This window comes from Flavobacterium sp. W22_SRS_FP1 (genome assembly GCF_052113685.1).
Classification (GTDB): domain Bacteria; phylum Bacteroidota; class Bacteroidia; order Flavobacteriales; family Flavobacteriaceae; genus Flavobacterium.
Map to the genome: position 1 here is coordinate 1 of NZ_JBGQOE010000013.1, position 18,839 is coordinate 18,839.

10 protein-coding genes are annotated in these 18,839 nt (G+C 34.9%); all 10 read left to right on the plus strand.

Annotated elements, in window-relative coordinates:
* Positions 1-2,344 (plus strand): SusC/RagA family TonB-linked outer membrane protein (locus tag ACEN2H_RS08960; RefSeq protein ID WP_441731994.1); only part of this gene is annotated, 2,344 nt, incomplete at its 5' end.
* Between the two features lie 13 nt (positions 2,345-2,357).
* Positions 2,358-4,133 (plus strand): RagB/SusD family nutrient uptake outer membrane protein, encoded by a 1,776-nt coding sequence (locus ACEN2H_RS08965; RefSeq protein ID WP_441731995.1) that lies wholly within the window; start codon positions 2,358-2,360, stop codon positions 4,131-4,133.
* 22 nt (positions 4,134-4,155) lie between these two features.
* A complete protein-coding gene (locus ACEN2H_RS08970; RefSeq protein ID WP_441731996.1) occupies positions 4,156-5,976 on the plus strand; it encodes a PKD domain-containing protein in 1,821 nt (606 codons plus the stop codon).
* A 181-nt stretch (positions 5,977-6,157) separates the two neighbouring features.
* Positions 6,158-9,418, plus strand: a complete 3,261-nt coding sequence (locus tag ACEN2H_RS08975; protein ID WP_441731997.1) for a carbohydrate-binding protein — start codon at positions 6,158-6,160, stop codon at positions 9,416-9,418.
* Positions 9,415-10,116: a hypothetical protein gene (locus ACEN2H_RS08980; protein ID WP_441731998.1), complete on the plus strand. Its 702-nt coding sequence runs from the start codon at positions 9,415-9,417 to the stop codon at positions 10,114-10,116. Before ACEN2H_RS08975 ends, ACEN2H_RS08980 begins: the two co-directional genes overlap by 4 nt.
* 287 nt (positions 10,117-10,403) lie before the next feature.
* Positions 10,404-11,900: a glycoside hydrolase family 30 protein gene (locus ACEN2H_RS08985; RefSeq protein ID WP_441731999.1), complete on the plus strand. Its 1,497-nt coding sequence runs from the start codon at positions 10,404-10,406 to the stop codon at positions 11,898-11,900.
* 170 nt (positions 11,901-12,070) lie between these two features.
* Entirely contained in the window at positions 12,071-14,299 is a 2,229-nt protein-coding gene (bglX, locus tag ACEN2H_RS08990; protein WP_441732000.1) for a beta-glucosidase BglX, read from the plus strand.
* A 535-nt stretch (positions 14,300-14,834) separates the two neighbouring features.
* Positions 14,835-17,549: a class I SAM-dependent DNA methyltransferase gene (locus tag ACEN2H_RS08995; protein WP_441732001.1), complete on the plus strand. Its 2,715-nt coding sequence runs from the start codon at positions 14,835-14,837 to the stop codon at positions 17,547-17,549.
* A 113-nt stretch (positions 17,550-17,662) separates the two neighbouring features.
* Positions 17,663-18,484 carry a BRO-N domain-containing protein gene (locus ACEN2H_RS09000; protein ID WP_441732002.1) on the plus strand — a complete coding sequence of 274 codons (822 nt, stop codon included), beginning with the start codon at positions 17,663-17,665 and terminating at the stop codon, positions 18,482-18,484.
* Positions 18,477-18,788: a hypothetical protein gene (locus tag ACEN2H_RS09005; RefSeq protein WP_441732003.1), complete on the plus strand. Its 312-nt coding sequence runs from the start codon at positions 18,477-18,479 to the stop codon at positions 18,786-18,788. The genes ACEN2H_RS09000 and ACEN2H_RS09005 overlap by 8 nt, the downstream gene beginning before the upstream one ends.
* The last annotated feature ends 51 nt before the right edge of the window (positions 18,789-18,839 follow it).

Here is an 18,839-nt window from a genome sequence, read left to right on the forward strand (position 1 = left end):
TTCTTTCACCTCTTTTCCGGAGTATTTAACCTCTGCTGAATATGGCGAGGTTTTAAATGAAGGCTTATTAAATGCAAATCAATCGCCTTTTTACACTCAAGAACAATTAGAATTGTATACTAACGGAACTGATCCTATTAATTATCCAAATACAGATTGGAAAAGTTTGATTATTAAGGATTGGGGTTTGCAACAACGCCATAACCTAAACCTTTCAGGTGGAACAGAAAAAGTTAAGTATTTCGTGTCTGGAGGATACCTAGATCAAGGATCTAATTATAATGCAGACGTTCTTTCTTTTCAACAATTTAATTTGCGGTCCAATATTAATGCAAATATTACTGATAATTTAGAATTAATGTTTAACATGGGCGCAAGACGTAAAATTAATGAAGCTCCTGCATTTTCGGCGTATAATATTTTCAGAGAATTAAGTAGGGCGTTACCAACAGACATTGCATACTATCCTGATGGAACTCCTGCTAAGTCAAGTTTTAGTCCTACACATATAGCGGAAGGATTAAGAGATTTTAATGCGGGTTATTATAAGCAGAGAAACAATAATTTTGATGCTAAAATATCCTTAAAATGGAATATTTCTCATATTAAAGGATTGAGCTTAAAATCATATGCATCCCTGGTGTACGATACTTCTTTTAGTAAAAACTGGGGCAAAAGTTTTAATATTTTTACTTTAAATAGGCAAACTGGCAATTATGATGTTTCTCGTGCTACACCATTAGATACTCCTAGTGAAACAGTACTAACACAAAGTACTAGCTACAGCAATCATTATGTTTTGCAAGAGTCCATCAATTATGATCGTAGTTTTGGCAATCATAATGTTTCTGGTTTACTTCTCGCAGAAATACAAAAAATAAGTGGAGAAAACTTTAATGCGAGGCGTCAAGATTTTCAATCCACTTTGATCGATCAATTATTTGCTGGTTCCTTGCAAAATCAAGGGGCCAATGGAGGGGAGTTTCGTGAAAATCGTTTGGGACTTGTTGGCCGATTTAGTTATGATTATAAATCTAAATATTTTTTAGAATCCTCCTATAGATACGACGGTTCTTCTCGATTTGCACCTGGAAATGAATGGGGGCTGTTTCCATCTATCTCATTAGGTTGGAGATTGTCCGAAGAACATTTTTTCACGTCTTTAAAAGACGTGATTCCAGAATTAAAATTGAGAGCATCTTTAGGAACAGCAGGAAATGACGGAACTGCTGCTTATCAATGGCTAAGTGGTTTTAATTACAGTTTCTTTTATGCAATTAATGATATTGCAGTTCCCACAATTAACAATACAGCTTTAGCAAACAGGAATATAACATGGGAAACTAATACGACCTACGATATAGGTTTAGACGCTAGCTTATTTAAAAACGATCTAAAATTATCTTTAGATTATTTCTACAGAAAAAGAGATAATGTTCTTGCCTATTCTTCAGCTAGCGTTCCAAGCACACTAGGGGTAGGGTTAGCAGCTGAAAATTTATATGAATTTTCAAACGAAGGTTTTGAAATTTCTGCAAATTATCAAAAGCAGCTAAGCGATGCATTTAAAATTAGTGCAGGACTAAATTATTCAAAATCTAGAGAGAAAGCAATTTACATAGATGAAATACTTCAGCAAGATCCATTTATGCGAATGAACTTAACAGAAACGGGTGGCTTCACGGGACTTAGAAGAGGCTATATCTCTGACGGCCTTTTTCAAACACAAGAAGAAATTAATACGTATGCTATTCAAGATGGAAATAGTAATGCAAGTATTCAACCCGGAGATATTAAATATCAGGATTTAAATGGAGATAATATTATTGACGTAAAAGATCAAAAAGTTTTTGGAAAGGGAAGTAAAGCAGCTTCAAATTACTCTTTAAATTTAGGAGTTGAATATAAAAACTTCGCTTTATCAGTTTTACTAACAGGCGCTTCTGGTTATGACCTTTATATTTCAGGGGAAGCACAAAGTCCATTGCAAAATGGATTCACAGGCTATGATTATCAATTAGATTATTGGACAAACGAGAACACAGATGCAGCATATCCGAGAATAACGAGCGGGGGGTTTAATGATAATAACTATAAATACTCTGATTTTTGGGTGAGAGATGGAAAACATATTAGGTTCAAAAATATTAACTTAAGTTATTCCTTGCCTAAATCTTTATTCACCAAATCCTTAGATGAGGTTAGATTTTTTGTGACAGGATACAATTTATTTGTAATTAAAAATTATGATGAAGATTTTGATCCTCAAATGCAAGGATCAGATCAAGGTTGGGTATACCCCCCAACCAAATCATTAACTTTTGGTATAAATGTTACACTTTAAAAAAATGTTCACTATGAAAAAACGTATAAATATAATATTAGCAGTTATAACTCTTAGCTTAACAAGCTGCACTAAAGACTTTTTGAATGAACCACCATTGGATAGAATAACAGAAAATGATGTTTGGAATGACAAAGCTTTGACGGATGCTTATTTATTCCAAATTTACGAGGATATGCCGTGGGATTATTTAAAAGATTTTGGTGGAGGTGCCGGTGGAGGTGCACAGCGTGATGCCTTATCAGATTTAGCTATGAGTACCTACTCTTGGACTCCAGCAACAAATCAATTCAGACCTGGAATCTGGGGTACAGCTAATAATTCATGGCCAATGGATTGGTGGGGCTACTCCAACTTATGGAAAATTAATTATTCTATTAAAAATATTGAATTAGCAGGTAGCACTGTATTTACTACTGAGGAGCGTAATCATAGATTAGGCGAACTTTATTTTTTAAGAGCATTTAGCTATTTTGAAATGGTTAAACGATATGGAGGCGTTCCTATTATTTTAGAGGCTCAAAATCCAGATACGACCCCTGAAGAAGAATATTTTCCAAAACGAAACACCGAAAAAGAAGTTTATGATCAAGTACTAACAGATGTTCAATTAGCGTATGATTTGTTACCTCATAGATGGTCTGGTCAAAAAGGGAGAGCCAGTAAATGGGCCGCTAAATCCTTAGAATCAAGAGCTTCCTTATACGCTGCTAGTATAGCAAAGTACGGCACTGTTCAATTAAATGGCTTAGTTGGTATAGCAGCGTCCGATGCTAATGAATACTACCAAATTTCTCTAAATGCATCAAACAAGATAATTACAGAGGGAGGTTTTGTTTTATTTGATAAATACCCAAACAAAGCAGATAACTATGCTAATCTTTTTGTTGATGAAACAGAGGAAGAATCGATTTTTATGAAAATTTGGCTTCCTTTTGAAAAAGGGCATTCTTATGATTTGCATAATGTTCCGTTTAGCTATAGGGTTGACTGGGGGTCAAGCATGTCCCCTACAAAACAACTTGTTGATAGTTATGAAATTTTAAGTACAGGACTTTTTCCAAGTGATTCTGGTTCTGGATATGATGAAAATAATCCATGGGAAAATAGAGACCCACGTTTAAGAGGTACCATATTAACTAATAATGATATGTTCCAAGGGTCTCCAGTAGAAATTTGGTACGGTACTAATAGAGAAGGCGTTGTAGATACAGAGCGAGGAACAGGTGTTGGTAAAGATGGAATAGGGATTCACCCTGATGCTACTAAAACCGGTTTTTACGTTAGAAAATATCTTCAAGATGGTGGAGCTCCACTTTTTATAAAAGAATACTATTCTGGTCAAGATTGTATTTTATTTAGGTTAGGTGAAATATACTTAAATGCTGCCGAAGCGGCGTTTGAACTGGGACAAGAAGACTCTGCAAGAAATTTTATTGAATCGATAAGAACTAGAGCTGGTTTACAACAGAATCTTCGTTTGCAGGCGCAGTCAGGAATTGATTTAAGGGATAGAATTCGAAATGAAAGAAAGTTAGAATTAGCCTTTGAGGATCAAAGATATTGGGACGTTAGAAGATGGCGAATAGCTACTGAAGCCTTAAGTATAAAAGCGCAAGGAGTTAAGACCCTTAGACATGTTGACTTATCTGGTAATAGTACATTTACTTATGAATTTTTTGATGCTGAATCTTTACAAATGAATTTTGATGAACGTCATTATTACCTGCCTATAGGCCAGAATAGAATTAATAATAATAACAGACTTATAGAGAACCCTCTTTACTAAGGCTCAATTAAAAAGATAAAACATGCAAACAATAAAAAATTTAACTAAGTTATTGGTGTTAGGAATTCTATTAATTTCAACAGCTTGTGCTACTGATTTTAACCCCATTAAAAACCCCACTAGTGAGGATGCTGCATTTTCATTTACATTTGATAAAGAAAATCCCAATAAAGTAATTTTGGCAGCAACTCCTAGTCAAGCTAACTGGTATACCCATTGGGATTTCGGAGATAATTCTTTTTCAGAAGGATACGAAACTAGTAAAATTTATCTAAAAAAGGGAGATTATGATGTGAGATTTAAAGTTTTTACCGAAGGTGGTTCAGCAGAAGCCATTCAAACGGTGGTAATTAATGATGATTTTAAAGGACAAAATATTCTTCAGAATGGTGAATTTACAGGAAGTGATCCTTGGGTTATCTTACCTATTTCCGATGGGGTCAATATTTCTTTTGACAACTCTAATGCTCATTGGACAGGCGGTGGTTATGGACAAGTTGGGATTTACCAACCTTTCACTGTATTAGCAAATAATCTATATCAAATATCAATGGATATTAAAGGAGGGCCTTTAAGCAATGCTTGGTTTGAGGTGTATGTTGGTATGGAAGCTCCAGTTATAGGTGGCCCGGATTATGCAGATGGAGGAATAAGATTAAACTTAAACACCTGGGAAGGTTGCGGCGGAGAACCTTTTGATGGAGATTTCTCCGAATATACATGTGTACAGGGAGCCGCTACGTTCAAGTTTCCTAAGGCTGGTGTTGCCTACCTGGTTATCAGAGGAGGTGGAGAAAGCTATGGTGATAATGGAGTTATTATAGATAATGTTGCCATACGTTCTTTAGAATCTACTGAAGTAGCACCTCCTCCGCTTGTATCAAATTTCACATCCTCGGTAACAGACCTAACAGCAGTATTTACAAATTCATCCTCTAATGCCACAAGCTATGCTTGGGATTTTGGGGATAATTCTGGGACATCTACTGAGCAAAACCCAACGTATACCTATACTGCTGGAGGTATCTTTACGGTTAAATTAATTGCTAGTAATGGTGCAGAATCTAAAGAGTTTACAAGTCAGGTAAGCGTTACTGATCCTGCTGCCGCTCCCATAGCTGACTTTTCTTTTATAGTCTCTAATTTAAAGGTAACATTTACTAATAAATCTGGGAATGCAAAAAGTTATGCTTGGGATTTTGGTGACAACGCGGGAACATCTACCGATATAAATCCCACCTATACGTATGCTACTGCAGGAACATATAAAGTAAAATTAACAGCCATAAAAGATGGTCAGTCTATCGAATTTACAAGTAATGTTACAACAACAGTAGATCCAAACCTTGTTAAAAATGGTGGATTTGAAGATGCTACTGGTTGGACTACACTGAATCAATATGAAGCTGCTAATACAAATGGTTCTGTAACTATTTCTGGCGGTGCTGCTAAATTCGAAGAAACCTCAAATGCCGATTGGAAACATATGGGTATTTATACAGCCGTTACTTTAGAGCCAGGAACCTATCAATTCGATATGGATATGACCTATTCTGGTATTAATGATGTTTGGGGCGAAGTATATATTGGTAGTGTAAAACCTATAATTAATACTGAATATAGTGGGGATCAACAAGTGATAAAGGCATATAATGCATGGGATTGTGGAAATATTAAAACATATACAGGTTCCGCAATTGCTGCAGGTTGCGATAGTAAAAGTAAGCCCGGACAATTTGAAATAACTTCTTCAGGAAAATATTATCTTTTATTTAGAACTGGAGGAGCTCAATATGGTTCTGAAGGTATCGTTGTTGACAACTGGTCTTTACTAAAGTTATAAGATGCAATCATAAAATCAAAAATAGAATGGTTAGTTTGAGTTAATTAATTTGAGTTTGTTTTAACGGTGTTTTATTTTTAAGTACCTTACTAGTAAAACACTTTAAAAACACCTTTGTTTTTTTATTTTAATTGACAACATTAGCATTTCTCCATTTTTAAAAACATACAACATTTATATAATGAAAAAGCACGTATTTTTAGTGAGCTTGTTATTGATAACAATGCTTAGTTGGGGTCAAGGCCTTAAAACGCAAGGAAAAATTATAGTTAATTCAAATGGTGAAGATGTTCTATTAAGAGGCATGGGGCCAGGAGGATGGCAAATTATGGAGGGCTACATGATGCAGTCTTCTGGTATAGCTGGTTCGCAACATGAAATTAAAGAAAAGTTAATAGATTTGATGGGGGAATCTAAAACGGAAACTTTTTTTAAGAAATGGAGAGAAAACCACTTCACTCAACAGGATGTAGATTCTTTGGCCGCTTGGGGTTTCAATAGTATTCGAATTCCTATGCATTTTAACTTGTTTACACTTCCAATTGAAGATGAACCTGTCGCTGGTGAAAATACTTGGATTGAACCGGGATTTGAATTGATTGACAAAGTATTAGCGTGGGCTGCACCACATAATATGTATGTTATCCTAGATATGCACGCGACACCAGGTGGTCAAGGTAGAGGTTCTGAAATTAATGATTATGACCCATCAAAACCTTCCTTATGGGAAAGTCAAGAAAATAAAGACAAGCTTGTAGCCCTATGGGCGCGAATAGCAGATAGATACAAAGATAATGAATGGATTGGAGGCTATGATCTGATTAATGAGACACACTGGGATTTACCTGGTAATAATGATTTAAGAAGCTTATATGAAAGCATTACAGCTGTAATTCGACAGGTTGACGATAAACATATTATTTTTATTGAAGGAAATTCATATGCGAATGATCATAGCGGACTAACACCTCCATGGGATGATAATATGGTATATAGTTTTCATAAGTACTGGAACACTAATAAAGAAGGAGATTTAGATTGGATTTTACCTTTAAGAGAAGAATTTAATGTACCCCTTTGGATGGGTGAGTCGGGAGAAAATTCTAATACGTGGTTTACGGATGCTATAAGCCTTTTCGAGAACAACAATATTGGATGGGCTTGGTGGACTATGAGAAAAATTGGGGATATAGATAGTCCTTACGCAGTAGATATTAATCCGGGATATCAAAAAATATTAGATTACTGGAAGGCAGAAGGTCCAAGACCAACAGAGCAGGAGACTTTTGAAGGAATGATGCAACTTGCGGATAATCTACTAGTGGAAAATAGTCGCTACAGAAAAGATGTGCCAGATGCAATAATTAGACAAGTTCAAACAGATGAAACCATACCATATCATGGTAGTGCAGCTGAAATACCAGGTATTGTTTATGTTTCAGATTTTGATTTAGGTAAAAATAATTTTGCTTATTATGATACCGATGCAGCAGATTATAATCTCTCGACCGGAGAGTTTCAAGCATGGAATAAAGGATGGTCTTACAGAAACGATGGTGTAGATATTGAGAGAAACAATGAAACTGTTAGTAGCAATGGGTTTAATATAGGATTCGTTAATAAAGGTGAATGGACAAAATATACCGTTCAAGTCAATGAAACGGCAGCTTATAAAGCTACGGTTAGGCTAGCTACGCAAGAAGATGGAGGTGAATTTTTTCTTTCTGTTGATGATCAAGAAATTACAGCTACCCAAACAGTCAGTGCAACCGGCGGCTGGTCTCAATACACGATGTTTGAAATTTCAGATATTCTACTTACTGCAGGACAACATAGCTTAAAACTGCATTTTAATAATGATATTGCTTTTAATACAACTAGTATAGAGTTTGAAAAAACAGGAATCTTTGATGCGGTTGAATTGATCGCCTTAAATGGTAAAACGGGTGAAAATGAGAAATCTATTGAAATTGCTATTAGTGAAGCCTTATTAGCTTCATCACTTGATGGCTCTCTAGATCAATTCACAGTTCTTGTCAACGGAGAAGAACGGGTGATAACATCTGTTAATGAGGATCCATCAAAAGACAGACTCGTTAAACTTACGCTTGATAAATATTTAATTAAAGGAGATGATATTACGGTTAATTATAGCGGAATATCAATCCAGTCTGAATCCAATAAAACATTAAAAACCTTTACAGATTTAGTTATAAATAATGTATCTCCTGATCGTGTTGTAATACCGGGATTAATTGAAGTCGAAGACTTCGATTATATGACTGGTATGGGTACAGAAGACACCTCTGACGAAGGTGGGGGAAAAAACTTTGGATATACAGATGTCGGCGATTATTCTGACTATTCGATTTTTGTTCCTGAAACCGGTAATTACGGTGTTAAATTTAGAGTTGCAGGATACGATGAGGGAAGGATAGGACTCTATTCTGTTGATGAAAACGAAGTGGAAACAGAGTTAGTTGTTGTTACAACAGTAATTACTAACGGTTGGCAAACCTGGCAAACTGTTGCTGATAATTTATTTATTGAAGAAGGAATACATAAATTAAGGATGCGAATTTTGAAGGGAGGATTTAATTTTAATTGGATAGAATTTGATGATCCTGACTCAGATAAAGATGGTGTTTTAGATAAAGATGATTTGTGCCCAAATACTCCTGAAAATACCCTTGTTGGTGTTACAGGATGCGAACTATTTTCTTTACCAGCAGACAATTATTCTTTGATGATACTAAGTGAAACATGCAGATCACAAAATAATGGTAGTATTTCTGTCAAAACATTACAAAGTCATGATTATGTATCAATTCTTTCAAAAGAGAACTTTTCAGAAACTAAGTCCTTTACATCAGAAAGTAGTTATGATAATTTATCTGCAGGGGTGTATACACTTTGTATATCTATTAAAGGTATTGACAGATACGAGCAATGTTTTGCTCTAGTAGTAAATGAACCGGATGAATTATTAGTGTCTACTTCGAGCAAGAGTGCTAACAGCAAAAAATTAATGGTATCATTAGATGGAGGGAAATCCTATTATGTAACCTTAAATGGTATATCTACAATTACTAGTGCAAGTGAAATCGAGCTAGAATTATCTTATGGCATCAATAAATTAGTTGTTAAAACCGATAAAGATTGTCAAGGTATTTTCAACGAAAATATAATTTTTAATAGTCAACCTGTTGTCTATCCTAACCCAATCAAAAACAATACGATACATATTAATCATTTTGATTTTTATGGATACGAAATACCGATTGAAATTTATGATCTACAAGGGAAATTAGTACTTGCTAAAACATATCAGGCTACAACGGATCATCTATCTATTGATATTTCAACTATACCTAAAGGGGTGTATTTATTGAAAGTTAAATCAAAAGATAAAATATTTAATTATAAAATTATAAAGCAATGATTATACTCAAACGAACAATACCGCTTTACTTATTAGTACTATCTCTTTTTATTTCTTGTACTACCAAAGATGATGAAGTAAATTTAGTAAGTTCTAATACACCAACGCCATCTACATTAATATTTCCTGAAAACAATACCGAATGTAATGAAGGAAATATTGTGTCCGAAACGGAATCTGATGTGCTTTTTAAATGGGAGGAAACAAAGAATACTGGTTCCTACCTCTTAACTATCAAAAATTTGAATACTGGTTTAACTAGAGAGATAAAAACCGTTTCAAATGAGTTTTTGATTAGGGTTTTAAGAGGAACTCCTTATTCATGGGAGGTGATATCTAAAGCAATTACCGGTAATGAAACTGCAAACAGTGAGACTTGGAAGTTTTATAATGCAGGTCTTCCAGAAGAGAGTCATTCTCCATTTCCTGCTGAGGCAATAAGTCCAAAAATTGGCTCAAACGTGAATGAAGGGATCATACAATTACAATGGCTAGCAACTGATGTTGATAATGATATCGTTTCTTATAAAGTGTTAATGGATACATCTACTTCACCAAGTACTGAAGTCGGAAATATTACTGTAAACAGTTTAAATGTAACGGTTAGTTCTGGTAAAGTTTATTATTGGAAAGTTATAACGGAAGATGTTACTGGAAACGCTTCTCATTCTCAGGTTTTTCAATTTAAAGTTAATTAAATGATAAAATCCGTTTCTATGCATAAGTGATTAAAGAAACATTAATATTAAAGAGATTAATTACGGAAGTAAATACAGCAATGATTTTCTTGATAAAAACGGAAAATAACATCCACAAGGCTTAATTGAAAAATTAAAATAATAGTAGTACATGCATCAGAAAGGTCGTAAAAACTATTTTTGTTTTAAGGTAACTATTGGTAATTTAGAATTCATTTAAATAATAAGATGTACTTACAGCTTAACTGCTATGAAATGCTGTTTAATAAATCTTTTAAATAAAAAAAATGCAAGTAAAAAAAATAATACGATTAGTATTAATATGTCAATTATTAGTCAACTGTTCAGCAATTACAAATAAAACAGCTTCTGTTAAGAAAAGTGAATCAGCGGCTTATAATGTTAATTTGATGAAAAGTAAAGTCTATACTTCAGCACATAACAGTAATTATAAATTATCATTAAGCAAGGAGGATATATCGTTTGGAGCATTGATCCAACCTCTAGAAACAGATCTATCTATTCTGGTTGATGAAAGTATAGAGTTTCAAACTTTTTTAGGTATAGGTGCTGCGCTGACAGATGCATCTGCAGAAACCTATTACAAGTTACCAAAGGAAAAACAAGATAAGTTTATGGAGTCTTATTATAGCGTTGAAAAAGGTATAGGGTATTCATTGGCTCGAACACATATTCACAGTTGTGATTTCTCGACAGCCAGTTATACGTATATTGAAGAGGGAGATGCAGAATTAAAAACATTTAATATTGAACACGACCGTAAATATAGGATTCCTTTTATAAAAAAAGCTATTGAGACGGCTGGAGGCAGATTAACCATGTATGTAAGTCCATGGAGTCCACCAGCATTTATGAAGACGAATAACAACATGCTTCAAGGCGGGAAATTAAAACCTGAATTTTATCAGTCGTGGGCTAATTATTATGCGAAATTTATAAAAGCATATGAAAAAGAAGGAATTCCTATATGGGGTTTAACTATTCAAAATGAACCAATGGCTTCTCAACGTTGGGAATCATGTATTTATACAGCGGAAGAAGAACGAGATTTTTTAAAAAATTACTTAGGACCTACTCTTAAAAATGAAGGTTTTGGAGCTAAGAAAATTATTGTTTGGGATCACAATAGAGATTTACTATTTCAGAGAGCTAACGTTATTTTAAACGACCCGGAAGCTTCTAAATATGTTTGGGGATCTGGATTTCATTGGTACGAAGATTGGAAAAACGGAGTCCCTATGTTTGATGCAGTAAAACAGGTACAAGAATCTTATCCTGATAAAAATTTAATATTCACTGAAGGTTGTAACGAAGGTTATGATATTAAGCGGATTATAAATGAAGACCCTAAATTAGCAGAGCGTTACGGCAAATCAATGATTAATGACTTTAATAATGGTACAGTTGCTTGGACCGATTGGAATATTCTATTAGATCAAACCGGCGGGCCTAACCATGTTGGGAATTTATGTTTTTCTCCTGCTCATGGTAATACGAAAACAGGAGAGTTAACATTCACAAATTCATATTATTATATTGGACATTTTTCTAAATTTATTCGTCCTGGCGCAAAGAGAATAGCTTCGGTATCTAGCTCAAATTTATTATTAACAACTGCATTTAAGAATACAGACGGTAGTATTGTAATTGTAGCTATGAATCAAAGCGATAATGCTGTTAACTTCAGTTTAACAATGCAATCAAAGACGGCAAAATTAAATTCATTACCACATTCAATACAAACCATAGTATTGAGTAACTAACTAATAAATCAGCTATCAGACGCAAGTAATATCTATCAATTTTGTAGTAGTAGCTTCAAAGAAATGGTAACATTTAATTATCGCAACAAAAAAGACAGCAGTGGTAAGCTATATCTACAAAGTCTATTTTATTAAACAAGTCTCTTTGTTAGATAAATCCAGAAAATGCAATGAAAAAAATACTAGTAACATCTCTACTTTTAATAGGCTTTGTTAGTTTTTCACAACAAAACACGATTGATCAAAAAGTGGACGCCTTATTGAATAAAATGACGATTGAGGAAAAAATCGGTCAGCTTAATCAATATAGCGGTGACAACCAGGCAACGGGACCTATTACAATAAATCCAAATAAGGAATCCGAAATAAAGCAAGGTCTAATTGGTTCGATGCTTAATGTTTTAGGAACAAAATACACCAGACAATATCAGGAATTGGCCATGCAATCAAGGCTAAAAATCCCATTGCTTTTTGGTCAGGATGTTATTCATGGCTATAAAACTTCTTTCCCAATTCCATTGGCCGAAGCTGCCAGTTGGGATTTGGATGCAATGGAACTTTCAGCAAGAATTACTGCAACCGAAGCCGCTGCATCAGGAATTCACTGGACTTTTGCTCCTATGGTTGATATTTCCCGAGATCCACGTTGGGGGAGAGTGATGGAAGGAGCAGGAGAAGATACTTATTTAGCATCTAGAATTGCCTATGCAAGAGTAAAAGGATTTCAGGGAAAATTAGGAGACCTTAATTCTGTAATGGCTTGTGTTAAGCATTTTGCTGCTTACGGAGCTGCTATTGGTGGTAGAGATTACAACTCAGTAGACATGAGTGAGAGAATGCTTTGGGAAACGTATTTACCTCCTTTTAAATCGGCGTTAGATGCTGGAGCAGCAACTATTATGAACTCATTTAATGACTTAAACGGAGTTCCGGCAACGGGAAATAAATACCTGCTAAGAGATATCCTGAAAGGAAAATGGGACTTCCAAGGCTTTGTAGTTTCTGACTGGGGATCAATTGGCGAAATGGTCGCACACGGTTATGTAAAAGACAGCAAGGAAGCAGCATTTGCAGCGATAACAGCCGGAACAGACATGGATATGGAGAGTAATGCTTACCGGCATAACTTAGCTCAATTAGTCAAAGAAAACCAAATCTCAATTGAACTTATAGATGATGCGGTAAAAAGAATTATGCGCAAAAAATTTGAATTAGGATTATTTGATGATCCTTACAAATACAGTAATGCTAAAAGAGAGCAAAAGGAAATTAATAATCCAGAACACAGAAAAATTTCAAGAGAAGTTGCTGCCAAAAGTATTGTCCTTTTGAAAAATAAAAACTCGCTCTTGCCTCTTTCTAAAAACACTAAAAAAATCGCTTTTATAGGTCCGATGGTTAAAGAACACAAAGCCAATATGGGATTCTGGGCGGTAGATTTACCCAATATTGACTACGACAAAGGGATTGTTTCTCAATGGCAAGGATTACAAAATAAAGTAGGTAAAAATACCGAGCTTTTGTATGCCAAAGGTTGTGAAGTTGAGGGTTATAATAAACAAGGTTTTGCCGAGGCAGTCGCAACTGCAATGAAAGCAGACGTCGTTATTATGAGTATTGGAGAAAGATGGAATATGAGTGGGGAAGCCAAAAGTCGTTCCAACATCCATTTACCCGGAGTACAGGAAGATTTGGTAAAAGCGATTCAGGCAACAGGAAAACCAGTAGTAGTCTTAATTAATGCCGGAAGACCTCTTGTGTTTAACTGGACAGCTGACAATATACCATCGATTCTCTATACATGGTGGTTGGGTAGCGAAGCCGGAAATGCTATTGCTGATGTTCTTTTTGGAGATTATAATCCTTCGGCCAAATTACCCATGACTTTCCCCAGAGATGAAGGACAAATACCTATTTATTATAATCATTTTAGCACAGGAAGACCAGCCGCAGACGAGACCGCTACTCATTATGTTTCGGCCTATATCGATTTAAAAAATAGCCCAAAATACCCTTTCGGTTTTGGACTGAGTTATACCCAATTTGACTATGCTGCATTGAAATTATCTAAAACTAAAATAAAGGAAAATGAGACCATCGAAGTTTCTTTCGAACTAAAAAACTCTGGTGAAGTTATGGGTGAAGAAGTGGTTCAATTGTATTTACACGATCAGGTTGGTTCTGTAATCAGACCTGTAATCGAACTGAAAGATTTCCAAAAAATTAAATTAAACCCAGGAGAAACTAAAACAATTTACTTTACTATTGATAGAGAAAAATTATCCTTCTACGATAAAGATTTGAATTGGATTGCAGAACCGGGAGATTTTGATTTAATGATTGGTTCATCTTCAAAAGATATCAGATTGAGATCTGCTTTTGAATTATTCAAAAAATAAGTGTAAGCCGCCAAACGGTCTACAAACAACCTTCTCTTTTGTTTTGCATTTCATGGTATGGCAGTACCCTAAATTCGCACAAAATGTCAAGACTAGTTTAGATAGGAATAAAAACTTCAAAGACCATCACTACGTCAAGAAAAAAAGAACTCATAGGAAAGTATATAAACGGGAAGGCAGAGCACAACTATACAATGCAACACTAAGTTTTTTTGACAATCAAATGAGGAAACCTATTAAATTTTACTTTGGCGAGGTAAAATTTTTTACTATCAAAATGTGGAAAACCGTAAGACAAAACAAAACCTAAAGGTTATTTTTGATGTGTACTATAAAAGTATGGGTATCGTTTACGCAACAAAACAAACTAATCTGTATGTTTTTTATGTAGGTTATTACTTTTAATATTTTTAGATTTACATACCGCATTCTGATACAAAATGATTTTGATGGAACAAAGGACATAATGCTTTAAAAAGCATTATCAAAGCCTTATAATTGATAAATCATAATAATTCTAAGACAAATCGTTTTTATGAATATCGCCCAAATAGAAGACAATCTTCAAAGTCTCATCCAGAATTACACCCAAGAAACCTTCATTTATGAATTGCTTTTAGCCTATGGTCTACCTAAGGCATCCATAACACGACTGCAAAAAGGAAATCTGAACCTGTCAAAAATAGAAGGGGAAATATCCTGGAAGAAAAAACTGTTTTTTAAACCGGTATTCAATCAGGATTTGCATCTTGCTATTTCCGAAATAAAAGCGACACTCAAACAAGACCAACGCTTTGTTATCGTGACTGATTATAAAACCCTATTGGCCATAGATACAAAAACAGGCGATAGTTTAGATATTGATTTTACTGCCTTACCCAAGCATTTTGATTTCTTTTTGCCTTGGGCAGGAATGGAAAAAGCTCAACACCAAAACGAGAATCCGGCCGATGTAAAAGCAGCCGAAAAAATGGCTCGGCTTTTTGACGAAATCAAGAAAGACAATCCTGATAATTCCCCAGAATTCATTCATGGACTCAATGTGTTCCTATCCCGATTGCTGTTTTGCTTCTTTGCTGAAGATACCGGTATTTTCGAATTAGGACAGTTTACCAATGCGCTCGCCAGCCACACACAAACAGATGGAAGCGATTTGACGGATTATTTAGATAAACTATTCGACGTATTAAACACGCCACGCAATATTGATGCTAGAGACGCACTGCAATGCGACTCTAAGGCACAATACTTACAAAATTTCCCGTACGTAAATGGCGGTTTATTTAGAGAGCAACAACCCACGCCGTTGTTTACCCGTCGTTCCCGCCAAGCCATAATCGATGCGGGACAAATGGATTGGGCGGCCATAAATCCTGATATTTTTGGCTCAATGTTTCAGGCCGTTATTTCGGTAGATCAACGCGGTAGTTTAGGGCAGCATTACACCTCTGTACCTAATATCATGAAAGTCATAGAACCTTTATTTTTGAATGATTTATATGAAACATTTGAAAACGCTAAAGGAAATCTCAAAAAACTAAACGACTTACTAAAACGCATATGGAACCTCAAGCTATTTGATCCTGCTTGCGGCAGCGGAAACTTCCTGATTATTGCCTATAAAGAATTACGAAAACTGGAAATGGGAATCTTCAAGGAAATTGATGCGGTGAACAAAACCTACACTACCCAATATTCCGGTATATCATTAAACCATTTTTATGGGATAGAAATTGATGATTTTGCCCACGAAATCGCGATACTTTCGCTTTGGCTGGCAGAACACCAGATGAACCAAGAGTTTTTTAACGCCTTTGGACGTACCAAACCCGCTTTGCCACTAGAACAAACAGGTTCTATTGTTTATGGCAACGCAACAAGAGTGGATTGGGAAATGGTTTGCCCAAAAAATGAAACCGATGAGATATATATTTTGGGGAATCCTCCGTATTTGGGAAGCAGTATGCAAAATGCCGAACAGAAGGATGATATGGCATTTGTTTTCATAGGATTTAAGAATTATAAGAATTTAGATTATATAGCCGCTTGGTTTATAAAAGGAGCTAATTATATACAAAACCACAATGCTCAATTTGCTTTTGTTTCTACCAATTCTATTTGCCAAGGCGAACAAGTAGCTTTATTATGGCCTCCGATCTTTAATAAAAATTTAGAAATTGGTTTTGCTCATACTTCTTTCAAATGGAATAATAATGCTAAAGCAAATGCTGCTGTGATTGTAATTATTGTTGGAATTAGAAATGAATCAAAAAAAGAAAAGTGTTTATTTAGCGAAAGCAGAAAACACACAGCGAATAATATTAATGCATATTTGGCTAATGCTCAAAATAGTATTGTTGAGAAAAGAAGTGATAGTCATGCTTTACTACCGAAAATGACTTATGGTAATAAAGCTGTTTATGGCGAACCGTTAATTTTGTCAATAGAAGAAAGAAATAAAGTCGTTAATGAATTTAATGACATTTCAAAATTTATTAAAAAATTCGTAGGAGCAAAAGAATTAATTGACTGCACTGTAAGATGGGTTATTTGGATAAGAGAAAATCAATTAAAAGAAGCTTTGAAATTTAATTTCATCAATGATAGAATCGAGAAAGTTCGTAAATTAAGATTAACAAGTAATGAAAAAGGAGCAAATGAATTAGCAAATAAACCACACCAATTTAGAGATACATTTGAAACTACTACAAATTCTATTATTATACCATTAACTTCATCAGAAAGGAGAGAATATATACCTTTAGGATATTTACCGAATGATGTAATTTTATCAAACGCAGTAAGTGTTGTTTACGATGCAGTTCCTTGGGTGTTTTCAATAATATGTTCAAAATTCCACATGACATGGATGAAAACTGTTGCGGGAAGATTAAAAATGGATTACCGTTATTCTTCTCAATTATGCTATAATACCTTTCCCTTCCCACCCATTTCCCAATCTCAAAAAGAAGAACTAAACCAATGCGTTTTTAGAATTCTGGAAGAACGAGAAAGCCACAGCGAGAAAACCTTGGCGCAATTGTACGACCCAAACAAAATGCCAGCGGGTTTACGGGAAGCACACCGGTTGAATGATTTGGCAGTAGAAAGATGCTACCGCTCCAAACCTTTTGAAAGTGATGAAGAACGACTGGAATATTTGTTTAAGTTGTATGAAAAAATGATAGCAGAGGAAAAAGAAAAAGGAACTTTGTTTGCAGCGGAGAAGAAAAAGCGGATAAAGATATAATCAAGAAAATAGACTTGAACTGTCGATAAATTGTCGACAGTTGAAATTATAAAAAAGTAATCTAGAATCTTAGCTTACCTAGAGGCAAATTGTCCCCACAAAATAAAAAAAGTATGAGTGCAATCAAACTATTTGAAGATAAAAAAGTACGAAGCCATTATGATGCCGAAAAGGAAATTTGGTATTTCAGCATTACCGATGTGGTGGCAATTCTAACAGACAGTAAAGACCCATTGGCCTATTGGCGTAAACTAAAAGAACGCCTCAAAAAAGAAGGAAATGAAACCGTGACGAATTGTCACGGTTTGAAAATGCAAGCCGCAGATGGCAAAATGAGACTAACTGATGTTGCTGAAACAGAGCAGCTTCTAAGACTGATACAATCTATTCCGTCGCCAAAAGCTGAACCTTTCAAACAATGGTTGGCTAAAGTAGGCTATGAAAGAATCAAAGAAATTGCTGATCCCGAACAAAGTATAGACCGAGCCAGAGAAAACTGGAAACAACACGGCAGAAGCGAAAAATGGATTCAGCAAAGAATGATGGGTCAAGAGACTCGAAACAAATTGACCGATTATTGGAAAGAAAGCGGTGTGCAAGAAAAAAAGGATTTCGCCATACTAACCAATATCATTCATAAGGAATGGACGGGTCTAACAGTAAAAAATCACAAAGAAGTAAAAGGATTAAAATCTCAAAATTTGAGAGATCATATGAGCGAAGCTGAATTAATCTTTACGGCCCTTGCAGAACTATCCACAAGACAAATAGCCGAAAATGATAAAGCCAAAGGAGTGCCCGAAAATGCAAAAGCAGGTAAAAAAGGAGGTGCTATTGCTAAAAATGCAAGAATTGCATTAGAGGACAAAACAGGGAAAAGCGTGGTAACTGGAGAAAATTTTTTACCGCCAGCGAAGGAAGAAAAAATTGATTGAGGAACGAAAACCCAATAGATCTGCTGAATTAGCCGAGATTACAGGAGAAAAAGCCGATTATATTCGTAATCGAGGATTTAAAGACGAACATTATAAAAAAATGGATTTAGACTATTTAGATAAATATGGATATGCGTCTAAAGAAGATATAGATAAACTTATTTTAGACATACTTCCGGATGTTTTAGACAAACAACAGAAAGAAAACAAAGTAAGGAATTTGATTTACGCAATGCATAAAAAGGATAAAACCCTTGTAAATAAAGGGACTAGCAGAAAACCTATTTGGAAAAAGTTTGTCTAAAATAGGTATAGATAAAAAACACTTTAGACAAACTTAGACAAACTTCAAGAA

Coding starts and splice junctions, on each gene's coding strand:
- ACEN2H_RS08965 (WP_441731995.1), top strand. CDS start 2,358: ATGAAAAAACGTATAAATATAATATTAGCAGTTATAACTCTTAGCTTA.
- ACEN2H_RS08970 (WP_441731996.1), top strand. CDS start 4,156: ATGCAAACAATAAAAAATTTAACTAAGTTATTGGTGTTAGGAATTCTA.
- ACEN2H_RS08975 (WP_441731997.1), top strand. CDS start 6,158: ATGAAAAAGCACGTATTTTTAGTGAGCTTGTTATTGATAACAATGCTT.
- ACEN2H_RS08980 (WP_441731998.1), top strand. CDS start 9,415: ATGATTATACTCAAACGAACAATACCGCTTTACTTATTAGTACTATCT.
- ACEN2H_RS08985 (WP_441731999.1), top strand. CDS start 10,404: ATGCAAGTAAAAAAAATAATACGATTAGTATTAATATGTCAATTATTA.
- bglX (WP_441732000.1), top strand. CDS start 12,071: ATGAAAAAAATACTAGTAACATCTCTACTTTTAATAGGCTTTGTTAGT.
- ACEN2H_RS08995 (WP_441732001.1), top strand. CDS start 14,835: ATGAATATCGCCCAAATAGAAGACAATCTTCAAAGTCTCATCCAGAAT.
- ACEN2H_RS09000 (WP_441732002.1), top strand. CDS start 17,663: ATGAGTGCAATCAAACTATTTGAAGATAAAAAAGTACGAAGCCATTAT.